Consider the following 14,701-nt stretch of genomic DNA (forward strand, 5'->3'; position numbering starts at 1 on the left):
CATGTTATATGATACAAATGACTGTTTTTAGAAATTTACACGTTGTCTTTCTTTTCCTGATTGATACACCGCATTGATCATTTGTTGCGTCTTCAATGCTTCTTCAGCTGGGATGTATAATTCTTTGGCTTTTCCTTGGAGCACATCATAATAATTATTGATCTGTTTTACGTGACTGACACCCCAATACCCTTTCACACCAGAATCATACGTGAATGTTTCAAGGGGGTTATGATCCGCAATAAAAGTACGTCCATCATGTAAAGTTACCGTTGCTTTATCCGCAACCATCTTCGCCACACCTTTTTCACAGTGCAATTCAATTTCAACGGGGGCGTCATACGTATAGTAATTAATCGCATGGAAGGCTGTTACAACACCATTTTTATAAGCGATAACGCCTTCAGCCGCATCTTCCACCTCAATGATTTCATGCGCACGGTTACTGATTGAGGCATCAACATACTTTAATTCACTATCAACGAACCAGCGCATTAAATCCATTGTATGAATCGCTTGGTCAATAATGACACCGCCGCCTTCTTTATCCCATGTTCCTTTCCAATCACTGTTTTGATAGTATGCATCCGATCGGTCCCATGTGACTTGTAATTTACCAGACTTCACGGCACCTAATTCACCTGAAGTCAACATATTCTTGATTAATTGTGAACCTGGGTTGTAACGATTTTGGAAAATAACACCGAGCGTGACGCCGTTTTCCTTTGCACCGTCGATCATGGCTTTGGCATCTTCATAATTGATCGCCATCGGCTTTTCTGTCATCACATGAATCTTTCTTTTTGTCGCAGCTAATGTTGCTGGTGCGTGTAAATAGTGCGGCAAGCAAATATGCACAACGTCAAGCTGTTCAGCATCCATCATTTCTTCGTAATCATCATATGCTTTTGTATTTAATTGCTTCGCTTTTTCATCCGCACGGTCTTTTTTCACGTCACACACCGCGACAAGTTCTGCATCGTCTCTTTCCATGACACTCGCTGCGTGCATCGGGAAAATGTTCCCGCATCCAATGATACCTACTTTTAATGTTTTCATTAGTATTCGCTCCTTTTTATTAAACGTTTTCATTATCTGATTTCACTTACGTTTTATTTGATTAACTTTATCTTACCGTCTCTTTCTCTTTTTTCATATAGATGATATGATGAATTCATATCCTATCTTGCTACAAATGGAGGAATCTTTTTATGCACATTGATCACTGTAGTTACTCATCACACACAGATGGTTACCACGACTTGCGTCGTGACGGTTTTGATCACTTTTTAATTCGCGTCCAAACTGAAGGAAAAGGTGAAACAACGATTCGTAAGAATACGTACCAACTAGAACAAGGATCCATCATCTTCGTCCCGCCCAACACGCACTATGAACTCACGATTGAACCGAATCAATTAAGCGGGGATTATCATTTGCTTGTTACGGGGGATTGGTTACAGCGTTGGTGGGAAAAGCTTGACCGACCGGATTTTGCTGCGCTATCATCAACCGATACGATTGTCACATTGTGGCGCTTATTATCAACGGAAAATTTACGTCCGAGTCATGAACAAAATCACGACTTGAACACGCATCTATTTAAAAGCATCATGTTGATGATTGAACAAGAAATAAAGGCGCGTCACTCGATTCAGCGGCCATTTATTGTGACACGGATGATGCGTTATATAGAAGAACATGCGCTTGAACCGCTGACACTTGAAGATGTCGCGTCGGCAGTCGATTTAAGCGTATCCCGTGCCAGTCATTTATTTAAAGACCATACGGATAAGACGATGATCCAGTACGCTCAACACATCAAATTAGAAGCGGCCATCAATCAAATGAAATATACGAATATGACCCTCGAGCAAATTGCTTTTACGTGTGGCTTCGGAAACTATCCTTACTTTCATCGCCTTTTCACCAGGGAATATCAACTATCACCGAGTAAATACCGGAAAAGCCATTAAAAAAGACATGGAGTAAGGTTAAGCCCGCTCCATGTCTTTTTATCTTTTTATCTTTTCTTCATCACATTCCTTTACTTCACCGCTCCATCTGCCACACCTTTAATGATATGTTTTTGGGCAAAGAAGTAAATAAGAATGACCGGAATAATCGCAAGCGTTAAACCAGCCAGCGCTAGATGCCACTGCTTCGTATATTGTCCGAAGAAGAAGAACATGCGTAGTGGGATCGTTGCGTAAGCTTGACTTAAGACAAGCGACGGCAAGAGATAATCATTCCAAATCCAAATGACGTTTAAAATCATCACGGTCATCGTAATTGGCTTAAGCATCGGGAAAATAATTTTCCAGAAGATTGTCCAACGTGAGGCGCCATCAATCATCGCTGCTTCATCAAGCGATACCGGAATCCCTTTCACTGCTCCGTGGTAGAGGAAAATAGATAAACTCGAACCAAAGCCAAGATACATAAAGATTAAACCTGATGTATTCAGCATGTTAACCTTACCGAAAATAGAGATTAACGGAATCATCACCGATTGAAACGGAATCAACATCGCCGCGACAAAAATCAAGAAGATCCCGCCACTAAGTCTGCTTTTATTTCTTGAAAGGGCGTAAGCTGCCATCGATGAAAAGATGATGATAATCAGAATGCTGGATACGGAGACGATTAATGAGTTGGTTAGCGCATTAAGAAAATCTAAATCAATATAAGCCTGTTTAAAGTTATCGAGTGTGAAAGCCTCAGGTAAAGCAAGCACATTATTAAAGATGTCAAACTTTGTCTTAAAAGCATTCACAATCATGAGATAAAACGGTGAGAGCCATATAAGCGCAATCGTGAGACCGATGATTGTGAGCCACATTTTATAACGTTTCTTTTTCTGATGCATTACATGTCAACCTCCCGTTTTTTATTCCAGTACACTTGTGTTACCGCAACGGCCGCGACTAAAATAAAGAAAATCACCGCTTTTGATTGCGCAAAGGCCATTTCATAACGCGAAAAAGCTGTTTGATATATTTCCATCGCCAACATTTCAGTGGAACCATAAGGTCCACCGTTCGTAAGGGCTAGGTTTTGGTCATATAATTTAAAGGCATTCGACAGTGTTAAAAAGAGACTGACTGTAAATGCTGGTGCCACAAGTGGAAACTTAATGCGCCAGAACCGTTGGAAAACACTGGCCCCATCAATTTCAGCTGCTTCTAATAATTCCTCAGGCACACTTTGTAAATACGAAATATAGATAATCATTATGTAGCCGGCATATTGCCAAACATTTAAAATCACAAGACCCCAAAAACCAGTCTCTGTGGTGGCAAGCCAACCTTGTAAAAACTCCAGGTCCAGTAATCGACCAACCGCATCAAAACCACTTTTAAAAATAAACTGCCAAATGAAACCTAAAATCAAGCCACCGATTAAGTTCGGCATAAAGAAAATTGTCCGAAGACCATTATTAATTTTCATCTTTTGCGTCACGAGTACGGCGAGACCTAGACCAATAATATTCACTAAAATAATCGACACAATGGCAAATTTAATTGTAAACCAAATTGCATCGGTGAAACTTTCATCTTGAAACACCTTGATATAATTTTCAAACCCTAAAAATGTCGTCGCTGTTAAGCCGTTCCAATCGGTGAATGTATAATAAAAGCCATACAAGAATGGATAAAAAACAACGACAGATAGTGCAAATAATGCCGGCAATATAAAGAGCCAAAACGATATATTTTTATTTGTCATGAGCTGATCCTCCCTTTTAAACCTAAGCGACTGGCATATTTTTTCAATATGTCAGTCGCTTAGCCATATCATTATTGTCTAGAGCTTGCCCAGCTTTCTTTCGCGACTTCTAACGCTTCATCAAACGTTGTGTCACCTGCTAAATATTTTTGGAATTCTGTTGCTAATACATCTTCATTCCAACCTACAGGTGTCGCCATAAATGTCCAACCAATCGTTTTCCCATCCACTGAATAGCTGTAAACATCTTGTGATAATGGATCAGCAATACGACTGGCATCATAACCATCGTATGCTGGAATAAATTTAAATTCATCTAATACAAAGTCTTTACCTGTGTCAGATGTATACATCCAGTCAAGGAAAGCTTTTGCGGCTTGGATTTCTTCATCCGAAGCATTTTGATTCACAACCCAGTATTGTGGCACACCTACAGGTAAGTGACCTTCATAATCCCCTTCAAATGGCATCGCCATCATACCAATACCATTTTTCGCGAAATCTTCATCCATTTGTTCAACCGTTGGATAAATCCAGTTACCTTGTTGAATCACCGCAACTTTACCGGTTGAGAATAATTGCTCAACTTGCATAGAGTAATCTAAACTAAGTACCGGTTGAACAGAGTACTCATTTTGTAGATCTAACATACGTTTCATTTGATCTGCATATTCAAATGAGATTGACTCTGCTTCAAATGCCGTTAAAATATCATTGTTAAATTCCGGAGCAATATAATTGTTAGCTAAGTGGTTACCCATGACCCATAGCTCTGAAGCAGGTAAAGCGACAACTGCTTCTAAACCTAATTCGTCTTTTTGTTCATCAATTTGTTTAAATGCGGCTTCTAATGCATCAAATGTTGTGAGTGTTGACGCATCAATACCCACAGCATCAAAGATTTCTTTATTATAAATAAGACCATAACCTTCTTGTGCAAATGGTAAACCGTAAACAGCACCATCTTCCTCTACGCCATTTAGTGTGCCATCTAAAGCAAGGGAAGCTGCCTCAGTATCAGATAAATCCGTTAAGTACTCACGATATTCATCTAACTCTGTCGGGCCACCAATGTTAAAGATGACAGGCTCATTACCTGATGCCATTTGTGCCTTAAGTGAGGCCGCGTAATCATTCCCACCACCGACTGTTTGGACACTTAAATTCACATCTTCATTTTCGTTCATGTACAATTGCACTAATTCTTCAAATTGATCTTTGAATTCTACTTTGAACTGAAAGATATCAACATTGACTTTATCGGTTGAATCATCACCTGAATCAGATCCTGAACCAGTGCCTGTTTCATTTCCCCCATTACCTTCATCAACCGTGTCTGATGCGCATGCTGTTAATACCAACATAAATGCCACCAAACCAACCAATAACAGTTTCCAATTTCCTTTCATGTGAACACACTCCTCTTATATTGTTCGCCAAGAAACCGCTTGCACAGATATGTAAAAAAATATCCCTCTCAAAATATTACCTGCGCAAATTTGCACAGCGATACTTTTTCACTAAAGAAATATTCTATGCGCTTTAAATGCAAGCGATTGCATTAACGTTAACCATATTATAACACCACACTTTTGTTATGTAAACGTTTTCTTTATAAGTTTTTACGACAGCATTTTTATATAGCTCTTGTTGTCATGACGATACACTTACAGCCCCATTGAATTTAACTCGTTTCATCCGCTAGAATTTCCCCAAAAGAAAAACACGCTCAAATTAATGAGCGTGCTTCTCTTTTGTGTCTCCCTTTATACGCTAGGAGACGTTTGCGGAAAATTTGTTGGTTTCCTATTCAATTGTCGAGGTGCGTGTAGCATTTACTGCTGACGTACTAACCCGTCACAATTGAAGGCTTCTTTTAACTGTCTTACCCTATTCTGTGGGTTGAACATGTTTGCGATTCAATCCGCAACATTACCTTGACAGTTTTCACGTGCACTTTCACGAAAATGAGTCTTCTTTTGTCTACGATGTCTCATTAGTAAATCTTTTTCACCTAATGATATGTCATCACAATCTGACGAGTCTTTTGACGCCAGTATGGTCAAATTTTCCGCCAAGGCTGTGCAGATCGCATCTCATTCTAAATGTTTCTTTACACATTTAGCTGTTATGTCTATTCTGTATGCCATCATAGAAATAACAATAGATGCATTTGCCTTGTACTAATCTATTCCCGCTTTAAGTTTCAATAAACCTTTTTTACCTCTTTTTTTAAAATTTATGATGTGACTTTATAATTCAAGAAAATTATTTTCAAATCTGATTAAAAAGGTCGGAAAATCCCTTGAGATTGGTATTTTTGTTCGTATTTTTTTGTGAAGTAAGCCAATAGGCGTGTTAGGCAATGTATTTGCATTGATTAACACGCCTATTGGCATATTTTCTTATTTGTTGATATTTAGTTCTTTTGCTGCCTCACCAAATGCTACTTCTTGTTCACTGATGACACTGCCCTCTCTTGTTGTCATATCATAGTGACCTTCAACCAGTTGATAAAAGACGAGGTAATTCTCACCCTCCTTAACGTAAGCGGGCAATTCCAGTATTGTCTTTTTTTCGAATTCAAACGTAACATCATCAGTCAAATTAATTTGGTTTAGAATATTCGCATCTAAAACGTTAAAATATTTATGGTTTTCCGAAATATTGTCAACTTGTAAATAGACAACAAAATCTGATTGAGCCATTAAATAGTCAATGGTTGGATTCTTTACTGTACTGTTTGTTCTATTTTCCGATGGTCGTTCACGAAGTGGATGTGGCGCGTCAATGAATTCCGATTGAGCGATTTCTTTTATTAGTTCAGGTAGGGGTAAATCATTTTCTAACTGTGGATTATTGTGCGTCACTTTATTATCTTCTGTAATGAAGAAATGTCCTTCACCTACTAAGGCGTGGAGTGGCGCCGGATAAAGGTTGCTTACATTTCGAGATAAAAACATTAAACGTTCTTGTCCCTCACTCAGAATCCCATTAACAGTATAAAGATTAATATGCGTATCTGAATGTCCTCTGAGTTGATCTTTAACTTCCACTACAGCCTCGTCAAATCCATTATCCATATACGAAACATCAACCACACGACCAGTCACAATCACATCAGAATGTAGGACATAATCATCAATGGTCTCAAACTCCATTATAAACTGTGCAGCATCTGGGGAATGACTAGAATCAGCCACATTTTCTGCTGTTTCCATCTCTCTAGGCACTGTTGATTCATCACCTCCGGTCTTATCTGTGGTTTCCATTATGAAAAAAGCTATCAGACCTACAGTGGCAAGAACCATGATCGTTTTTTTAAATGTCATGATTAAACCTCCTTATTTTAATATGCATAAATCGGACTTAAGTGCTGGATATTCCTATTTGTAAGAATGGTTCTTGTAGAATTTGTCGGAGACATGATGTCTGTTGATGAACCGGAATGCCCAAACCATCCTAAAGCATGTCCAAGCTCACGGGTAATCGCATTGCGATATTGATTAGTCGAATGACCAGGCCTGTATGTTCAGACGATATGCCGGAGAATTGGCTCAGTAAACCTTGAAGACTTCCACCATACATTTTAAGTGTGGCATTATTGATGTTAGTTGTGGTACCGATTGTAATATTAGCTCTTCCCCACTGATTCCTAGCATGATTTACATGACTTAAAAGCGCACTTGTAGTGAAATCTTGGCTATCTTGTATCCCTAAAACTCTGTATCCAGTTAATGGTGCAGTTCTCCACCTACCAATCGTATGATTCGTTGCAGAATACCAATGACCTAGCGACCCTAATTGCGAAGCACTAACAGCGTACTGGTTACTAAAGAAGATGGAAAATACAAGTATAGCAAGAACAATTTTTTAAAATGAAATACCTTCCATTATTATTTTTTAGACTGATAAATCTATCATGTGAATATAATCTAGATGTACACAGAATCAATTAAGCGCTTACAAAATTTTATAAAAAGTATATAACACGTTATTTAAATTAAAATAATTGTCAATTATGATTATAACACTTACTTACAATTATGCATGCGTTTTTCTAACATTACTATTTTATGCGCAACTAAACGAAACAGAGCGTTTGCGTGCTTTAAGTGACCAATTCTTTTCTCAGAATCTTCGAAAAGAGACGGATCTTGGGTCAATCAGTTTTTTTGCAATGAGGATATCGATTTAATAAAGGGGAAAGAGCTATTTTGCTCTTTCCCCTTTTTGTCTTATTCAATTAAGCCCTAATTATTCTGTTCGAAGAGCAACAACAGGATCTTTCTTCGCTGCCATGCGTGATGGTATGACACCTGCAACTAATGTAAGAATCATACTACCTACAATTAATACTGTTGCAGCTGTTGGCGCAAGTGAAGCAACATTCGCTGTATCCGTCACTTGTTCAATCAGTTGATTAATAGGGATAATCAAGAGATAACTTAATCCCACCCCGAGTGAACCAGAGATAAAGCCAACAATTAGTGTTTCAGCATTAAAGACACGAGAGATATCTTTTTTACGCGCACCGACACTGCGTAAAATACCAATCTCTTTCGTTCTTTCAATAACAGATACGTAAGTAATAATGCCAATCATAATCGTTGAGACAACTAAAGAAATAGCCGCAAAACCAACAAGCACGTAAGTGACTGTATTAATCAAATCGGTCATAATATTACCAATTAATTCTGCTAAATCATTATAAATGATTTGTTCCTCTTCTGGTAAGCCTTCATTGTAATCGTCTAAATAAGCCTTGATATCGTCCTTGGCTTCAAAATTCTTCGGATAAATATCAATCCCTACCGGACGTGACACCGCTCCTAAGTAAATCAAGGCTGTCTCTTTTGCATAATCATCTTGGAATGCTTGATTCGTTAAAACATTCACGTCGCTCTCTTCTTGAGCTTGAGCAATTTCAGAGTCATTTGCTTGTTCAAGTAAATAATCTGTTAAGGCACGGGTATACACAAAGCCTTCATCAAAGATACCTGATTCTTCTCCTTCTTTTAGCCGGAGAATACCTGTAACCGTTAATGTTTTACCTGCGTCTTCATTATAGACATCTTCATATCGGGTTGGCGCAATCTCTCTAAAGATTGGGCCTTCTTCAACATAAAAACTATCATTTGGAATAACTTTTAATACATCTTGGCCAATAAAATCAGTGAGTGCATAATCCGCTTCAGGATCCATTCCTAACTTATCAAAGAATGACGTACTTAAACGATTGTATTCATCAATGACCAGTAATATTTCATTTTCATTTTCTGGTAGGCGTGAGCCTTCACCCATTAAGTCATACACGTCCAACACAAAATCCGTGTTCGTCGGCATCTCTTGCCAATGCGTACTTCCTATCATTGGCGGTCCAAAGCCCTGGCTTTGTTGCGCTGTAGTATCAAATTTTGTGATACCATCATCACCACTAGTAAGTAGATTAACCCCCACACCTTGGCGATAACTGATACTGTCAACCGCATCAGGGAACTCGTCTTCCATTGCCTCTACATGAGCTAAGAAGTCATCTGTTAGAACGTTTTTATGCAGTTGCATACTTTCTGACGGGTCATATGTGACTAATTCATCGGAGTCAGGAAAAGCCGTTAAACCATCGGAATCGTCCATTGTGCCCGGAGGACCTGCTTGTGTTAAATCAGCTAGTTGTTCATTTGTATCTATCATAATCGGGAAGTTACTTAACGCCTCACCTTGCACAACGTCAAGTTCTTCCGTTAAACCATTTGAGAGGGCAAGTACTAACGCCACACCAATAATCCCAATACTACCCGCAAAAGCGGTTAAAATCGTCCGCCCTTTTTTCGTTAACAAGTTTTTAAAAGAAAGTGACAAGGCTGTTGTCATTGACATCGATGTCTTTTTATTCTTTTTGTTAATAATTACTGGTTCATCCGTCAAATCATCCGTTAATGGATCACTATCTGACTGAATATGACCATCTAAAAAGCGAATAATTCGCGTAGAATATTCTGTGGCAATATCTTCATTATGGGTCACCATAATAACGAGACGCGTTTTAGCCACTTCTCGTAAAATATCCATGACTTGGGTACTTGTGGTTGAATCAAGTGCCCCTGTCGGTTCATCCGCTAAAATAATATCAGGGTTATTGACAAGCGCACGGGCAATCGCCACCCGCTGCATTTGTCCTCCTGAGAGTTGATTAGGCTTTTTATTAATATGATCTTCTAGCCCGACCTCTTCTAATGCTTTCTTCGCTCGTTGTTTCCGCTCATCTGCTGATACACCTGAGAGTGTCATCGCAATTTCTACGTTCTGCAAGACGGATTGGTGACCAATCAAGTTATACGTCTGGAAGACGAAACCAATGGAACGGTTGCGGTAACTATCCCAGTCTTTATCATGAAAATGCTTGGTTGATTGGTTATTGATGATCAAGTCACCTGAATCATAATGATCCAGACCACCAATCACGTTAAGTAACGTTGTTTTACCAGAACCCGAGGGTCCTAAAATAGAAACAAATTCACTCTCTCTAAATTCTAACGATATTTTGTCTAAAACATGCAGATACCGGTCACCAGTACGGTAACTTTTATCGATATCCACTAACTTTAACTTACTCATCTTTGTCGTTCCCCTTCGTTATAAAGTCTGTATTTTTTAATAACCCGCGTTTAAGCATGGTTAATTCCAGTTGGTATTGTTGGCATGCTTCATCAATCGATATCTGATGGGCAAACGTTTCAATAAAGTTATGGAAGGTCACCGCTTTAATTATTTTAAGTAAATGGAAGAGTTCCTCTCTTGTATCAACGAGTAGGATTGAGTAATCAACATATTGAACGAGTTCTTCCATATTTCTTTTCATATCCTCTTTAACCTTATCACTCGTAAAGGCTTGCTCAATTTTATGATTCATATTAAGAAACGCATGTCGAAACAATTGATAGTGCTCTTTTGTTGAATAATTTTCCAACAAACGTCTGAATAATAGCGCTGACGTCTCAAATAGATCACCATTTGTCTCTTTTAAATAGGCTTTTAACCACTCCTTATTAATTTTACCGTAGCTTTCTAACACATACAAAAAAGCATCTTCTTTATCCTCGAAATATTGATAAAAGCTCCCCCGAGGAATACCGGCATGTTTGACGATATTACTAATTGAAGCCTCGTGCACATTCGCGCGTGAAAATTCTTTCTTTAATGCTTCAATTAATGTCTCTCTTTTATCACCATCTAAATTAAAAAATGTCTGTTTGGGCATAACGTTCTCTCCTTATCACATTAAAATGACACCGTGTCACTTTAATACTGTTAAAGTATATATGACACGGTGTCATAAGTCAAAAATTATGCTTTTCGTCTCGTCGACACTTACTCGCAATGATTCCATGACAACCTAATACCTCTACTTATTATTACTTATTCAATCCACGTGCGGAAAAGGAAGACAAAAAAATAAACAGTCAAACGAACCGTGGCGACACAGATTCGTTGACTGTTGCTCTTACGCTACTTTTTTTACTTTTGCTGGTTTTTTAAATACGCCAAAAGGTTGGCCGACAGGTAAAACAACTTGACCAAAGTGTGTATTTAAAACAACAGCGGCACTGCCATAGAATGATAATAAAGCAATTAGTAATTCACTGACGGCCGCAAGCATATGTGTGCCTTCGTACCAGATACCAAAGCTACTTAATGATAAACCAATAAATAAGAAATCAATAAAGACAAAAATAAAGAATAATACTTTATGTGTTTCCATTGCACCAACGGTCATGAAGACACTAAAGATCAGGTAACCAATAAAGGCAACACCGAGTTGGCGTGGATCACTTTGTGCCATCAACGCTTCACCAAACGCCCCCATATCAATTAACCACGTAAATCCAACGCCAAACCAAAATAACCCGAAAGCGCCAAAAGCTGTCGTACCGAAAATATTATTGTGTTTTGCATCTTGTGTCGCCGCAAAGAGTTGCGCTAATCCACCTAAGAAAAATGCCCACGGAATAATGTTTGATACTCCTTCAGTTAAACCTAACTTTTGTGATGATGCGACAAGTGTGACCATCGCCAAACCGAATAAACCTAAGGCAGACGGATCAGCCGTTGTAATTTTTACTTCTTGTTTGTTCAAAATCGTTATCCCCCTAAAAATTCACATATGATGATACTTTACGCTGATTTCAAAGGGAAGTCAATAGTTATTTAACGAACTTAGGCAAGAAGTCTCCTTCCTCAAGCTCCGTCAGGAGCTAGGTGGGAGATGAATTGCCAATTGTTGTTATGATTTTTCACTGTCACATCTTTGAAACCGACTTGTTTGTATGTCTTTCCCGGTTTTGTGATATATACATTGTGGGTGTCTTTGATATAAAGACCCGAGGTGGTAAATCCGCTAACAAAGCCAACTTTTCCAAAAATGCGTACAGTGTTATTCAAATGAATACCTTTCATTTCTTTTGTATTTTTTTTGTTGCGTTTTTTTGTTAGGTTCTTGTTCTTTCGACCTTTTCTAGCTGTCGCTTCGTGTAAAGAACGTTTTTTCTTTCTGAATTGTTTGATATAAAACATAGAATTTGGATTTTGTTTGATTTGTTGGATGGCCGATATGGCAATCGCGTCATTATAATGTGTCTTCTCTAGATGAAGTTCTTTTCTTCTTGGCGTTGTTTCAGAACCGTAGATGATTCTAGCATCAGGATATCTACGAAACGTGCGTATTCTTAGGGTATTCATGAATGGCGGTTCTTTATAGGTGGGTACTTTTTTTCTTTTCTCCATCCAGTGCCAAAGAATGTGTCCTCTTTTGTGATTGTCGCTTGTGTGACAATCTGTGCATACGCTAATTAAGTTTGAAGGTGCATCGCTTCCACCATGGCTTCGATAGATAATATGATGCATGTTAAGAATGTTCCCTTTTTTCTTGCACACTTGACAGGTGTAGTTGTCACGCGCAAAAACAAAGTAACGGATATTATGATACCCAAAGGTATCCCCTTCTTGATAAGCTTTTCCTTGAATGTCTGGATTTTTCATCTTTTGGACATCAAACTTCCCAACTTCAATATGCACTTTTACCTTCGGTAAAAGGGAAGTAAAGGTATCAATCCAAAAGAATAGGTTTTGTGTACGACTTTCAAGACTAGGTGGTAGCCACCCCTTCGGTCTAGGGCTTGTAAAAGAAAGTTTTTTCTTAACCCATTTCCCTTTCTTGTTCGAGAAAACACGCGTTGTTTTATGTTTGAATTTACATTTTCTATAACGTGTTTTACGAGAGCGTCTGCTTCTTCGGTAGATTTTTTTAGTTTCAAGTAGTCCCTTTACATTTTGGCGACATTCAATGTCGCCTTTTGCTAAGACTCTATCTTCTTGCGTAATCGCAACACCTGTGTACTTAGCGCCTAAATCAATACCGACATGCGATTCATGTGTTGTCTCTCCTGTCGGTATTAACATTTGAATCGTAAAAGGTTTGTAGCTTATAATTTTGGCTTTCTTTTCTTTGAGTAACTGTCTTGCTTTTTGGTTTTTACAAGGGTCCAAATTGGACCCTCGCATTGATTTGACGAATACTCTCAAGATTCGTCCTCCTTTTAGAGTTAGTTTCCCTTCGCCAATGTTAGAAAAGCTTCGTGCAACAGGTTGACCACTCCTACCTCTCAGAGTTGTTACAGCGCCTGAACGACAAAATGTACTAGGGAATCATACAAAGCCGTATTCACTTTTCTAACGTAGTCCTCGAAAGACTTAGGCTAGACAATTAGGGCTTTTACAAGCCCCCACTTCAAAACGCGTTAGCGTTTAAGTGGGGGGTAATTGACATATGTGGTTAAAACCTTTGATGCACTATTTTGATCACCCGATATTCTCATGATAGGATTGGGTAAATTAATTGGGATGTTAATCATAACGATAAAAATCTACCGCTAATTGATCTAATTGCTTTTCAGTCACATTTGTTAAACTCATAATCATTTGATATTTAAATCCTTCTTTAATCATATTGGTTGCAATCTTACTTCTTTCCGCCCATGCACCTGTTTGTTTGCCGAGTTTTAAAAGCTTTTGGTCATGCCCAGATTGGTTTATACTTGGACGGTCATGGACCTCTTGTGTATCATTAAATGGCATTTGGGTTATAAGTTGGTAACTTTCATAAATAAGTGCATCGTCCTGCAATAGGTCAGGTAAAGGCCTCTCAATATCCATCGAATGCAGAATATGTTTGAATAGGCCCATCCAACGTTGTAGTGGCGAATCAAGGTGGGGGTCATTAAACTTTGGCAACTCTAAATAATGCATTTCTTCTACATCTTTTAGCGTCGTATGTGCTTCAAAGTCTTTATAACGATAAACAGTATGATAGTGAGGACACTCTTGAAGTAAATTGAAATTGGCAAGCTTAATAAAGTAGGTTTTCTTGATGAGGTGAAAAGGTGTGTTAATAGTAAATTGTTCGTATGTCGTTGGATGCTCAAACAGCTGAAATTGGTTACTATATGTTTCATGTTTAACATAAAGATAAATATCTAAATGTTCTTGTTTTGTCGTTCTTGCTTTGACATGGAGCTGTGTCTCTAAATGATGCGTGTCTTCCGGTCTTTGGTTTTGACGAATATAGACAATCTCACTAATAGGACCACTCAATGTCTCTTCTAAAATGCTGTTCAAAAAATAGTTAAGACGTTGATGTGAATGCGAGATCGATCGACAAAACAGATGGTTAACGACAGTAGCTAATGTAATAGATGAACAATGTGGTGAACTCGACAAATTTCTCACTCCTTTTTCTTTAAATTACCACATAACTCCGACTTTGTAAACGCTTTATTTGTGTATTTATTCACAATTTTCAGTGAAACTCAACATTTTATTCAAAATTAAGTCATTTTCCTGTATCTTTTCATACATTTGATCCGCCGTAATTAAAAAGCCGCGCTTCTAGCAAAGATAATGTTAGAAGAGCGGC

11 protein-coding genes are annotated in these 14,701 nt (G+C 38.3%); 1 reads left to right on the top strand and 10 read right to left on the bottom strand.

Annotated features, from left to right (window positions below):
* Nucleotides 1-27: 27 nt before the first annotated feature.
* A complete protein-coding gene (locus BM390_RS10845) occupies nt 28-1,059 on the bottom strand; it encodes a Gfo/Idh/MocA family protein (protein WP_062322277.1) in 1,032 nt (343 codons plus the stop codon).
* Nucleotides 1,060-1,211: 152 nt separating this feature from the next.
* Here BM390_RS10845 and BM390_RS10850 point away from each other — a divergent pair, with 152 nt between their 5' ends.
* Complete coding sequence (locus BM390_RS10850) at nt 1,212-1,976, top strand: AraC family transcriptional regulator (RefSeq protein ID WP_089854754.1); 765 nt, start codon at nt 1,212-1,214, stop codon at nt 1,974-1,976.
* A 71-nt stretch (nt 1,977-2,047) separates the two neighbouring features.
* On the opposite strand, the gene BM390_RS10855 is transcribed toward BM390_RS10850, so the two are convergent.
* The 9 genes from BM390_RS10855 to BM390_RS10895 form a co-directional block, all read right to left on the bottom strand.
* On the bottom strand, nt 2,048-2,869 hold the full coding sequence (locus tag BM390_RS10855) for a carbohydrate ABC transporter permease (protein ID WP_062322273.1): 822 nt from the start codon (nt 2,867-2,869) through the stop codon (nt 2,048-2,050).
* Nucleotides 2,869-3,729, bottom strand: coding sequence for a carbohydrate ABC transporter permease (locus BM390_RS10860; protein WP_062322271.1), 861 nt, complete (start codon nt 3,727-3,729; stop codon nt 2,869-2,871). The genes BM390_RS10855 and BM390_RS10860 overlap by 1 nt, the downstream gene beginning before the upstream one ends.
* A 71-nt stretch (nt 3,730-3,800) precedes the next feature.
* Nucleotides 3,801-5,138, bottom strand: a complete 1,338-nt coding sequence (locus BM390_RS10865) for an ABC transporter substrate-binding protein (RefSeq protein WP_089854757.1) — start codon at nt 5,136-5,138, stop codon at nt 3,801-3,803.
* A 996-nt stretch (nt 5,139-6,134) separates the two neighbouring features.
* Nucleotides 6,135-7,061: a hypothetical protein gene (locus BM390_RS10870; RefSeq protein WP_062322269.1), complete on the bottom strand. Its 927-nt coding sequence runs from the start codon at nt 7,059-7,061 to the stop codon at nt 6,135-6,137.
* Nucleotides 7,062-7,986: 925 nt separating this feature from the next.
* Nucleotides 7,987-10,347: an ABC transporter ATP-binding protein/permease gene (locus BM390_RS10875; RefSeq protein WP_089854761.1), complete on the bottom strand. Its 2,361-nt coding sequence runs from the start codon at nt 10,345-10,347 to the stop codon at nt 7,987-7,989.
* Nucleotides 10,340-10,990, bottom strand: a complete 651-nt coding sequence (locus BM390_RS10880; RefSeq protein ID WP_062322267.1) for a TetR/AcrR family transcriptional regulator — start codon at nt 10,988-10,990, stop codon at nt 10,340-10,342. Before BM390_RS10880 ends, BM390_RS10875 begins: the two co-directional genes overlap by 8 nt.
* Before the next feature lie 243 nt (nt 10,991-11,233).
* Nucleotides 11,234-11,866, bottom strand: coding sequence for an acetate uptake transporter (locus tag BM390_RS10885; protein ID WP_369813841.1), 633 nt, complete (start codon nt 11,864-11,866; stop codon nt 11,234-11,236).
* A 101-nt stretch (nt 11,867-11,967) separates the two neighbouring features.
* On the bottom strand, nt 11,968-13,311 hold the full coding sequence (gene iscB, locus BM390_RS10890; protein WP_089854764.1) for an RNA-guided endonuclease IscB: 1,344 nt from the start codon (nt 13,309-13,311) through the stop codon (nt 11,968-11,970).
* A gap of 321 nt (nt 13,312-13,632) precedes the next feature.
* Nucleotides 13,633-14,505 carry a PD-(D/E)XK nuclease family transposase gene (locus BM390_RS10895; RefSeq protein ID WP_062322263.1) on the bottom strand — a complete coding sequence of 291 codons (873 nt, stop codon included), beginning with the start codon at nt 14,503-14,505 and terminating at the stop codon, nt 13,633-13,635.
* Nucleotides 14,506-14,701 lie beyond the last annotated feature (196 nt).

This window comes from Halolactibacillus miurensis, from assembly GCF_900116255.1.
GTDB lineage: Bacteria > Bacillota > Bacilli > Bacillales > Amphibacillaceae > Halolactibacillus > Halolactibacillus miurensis.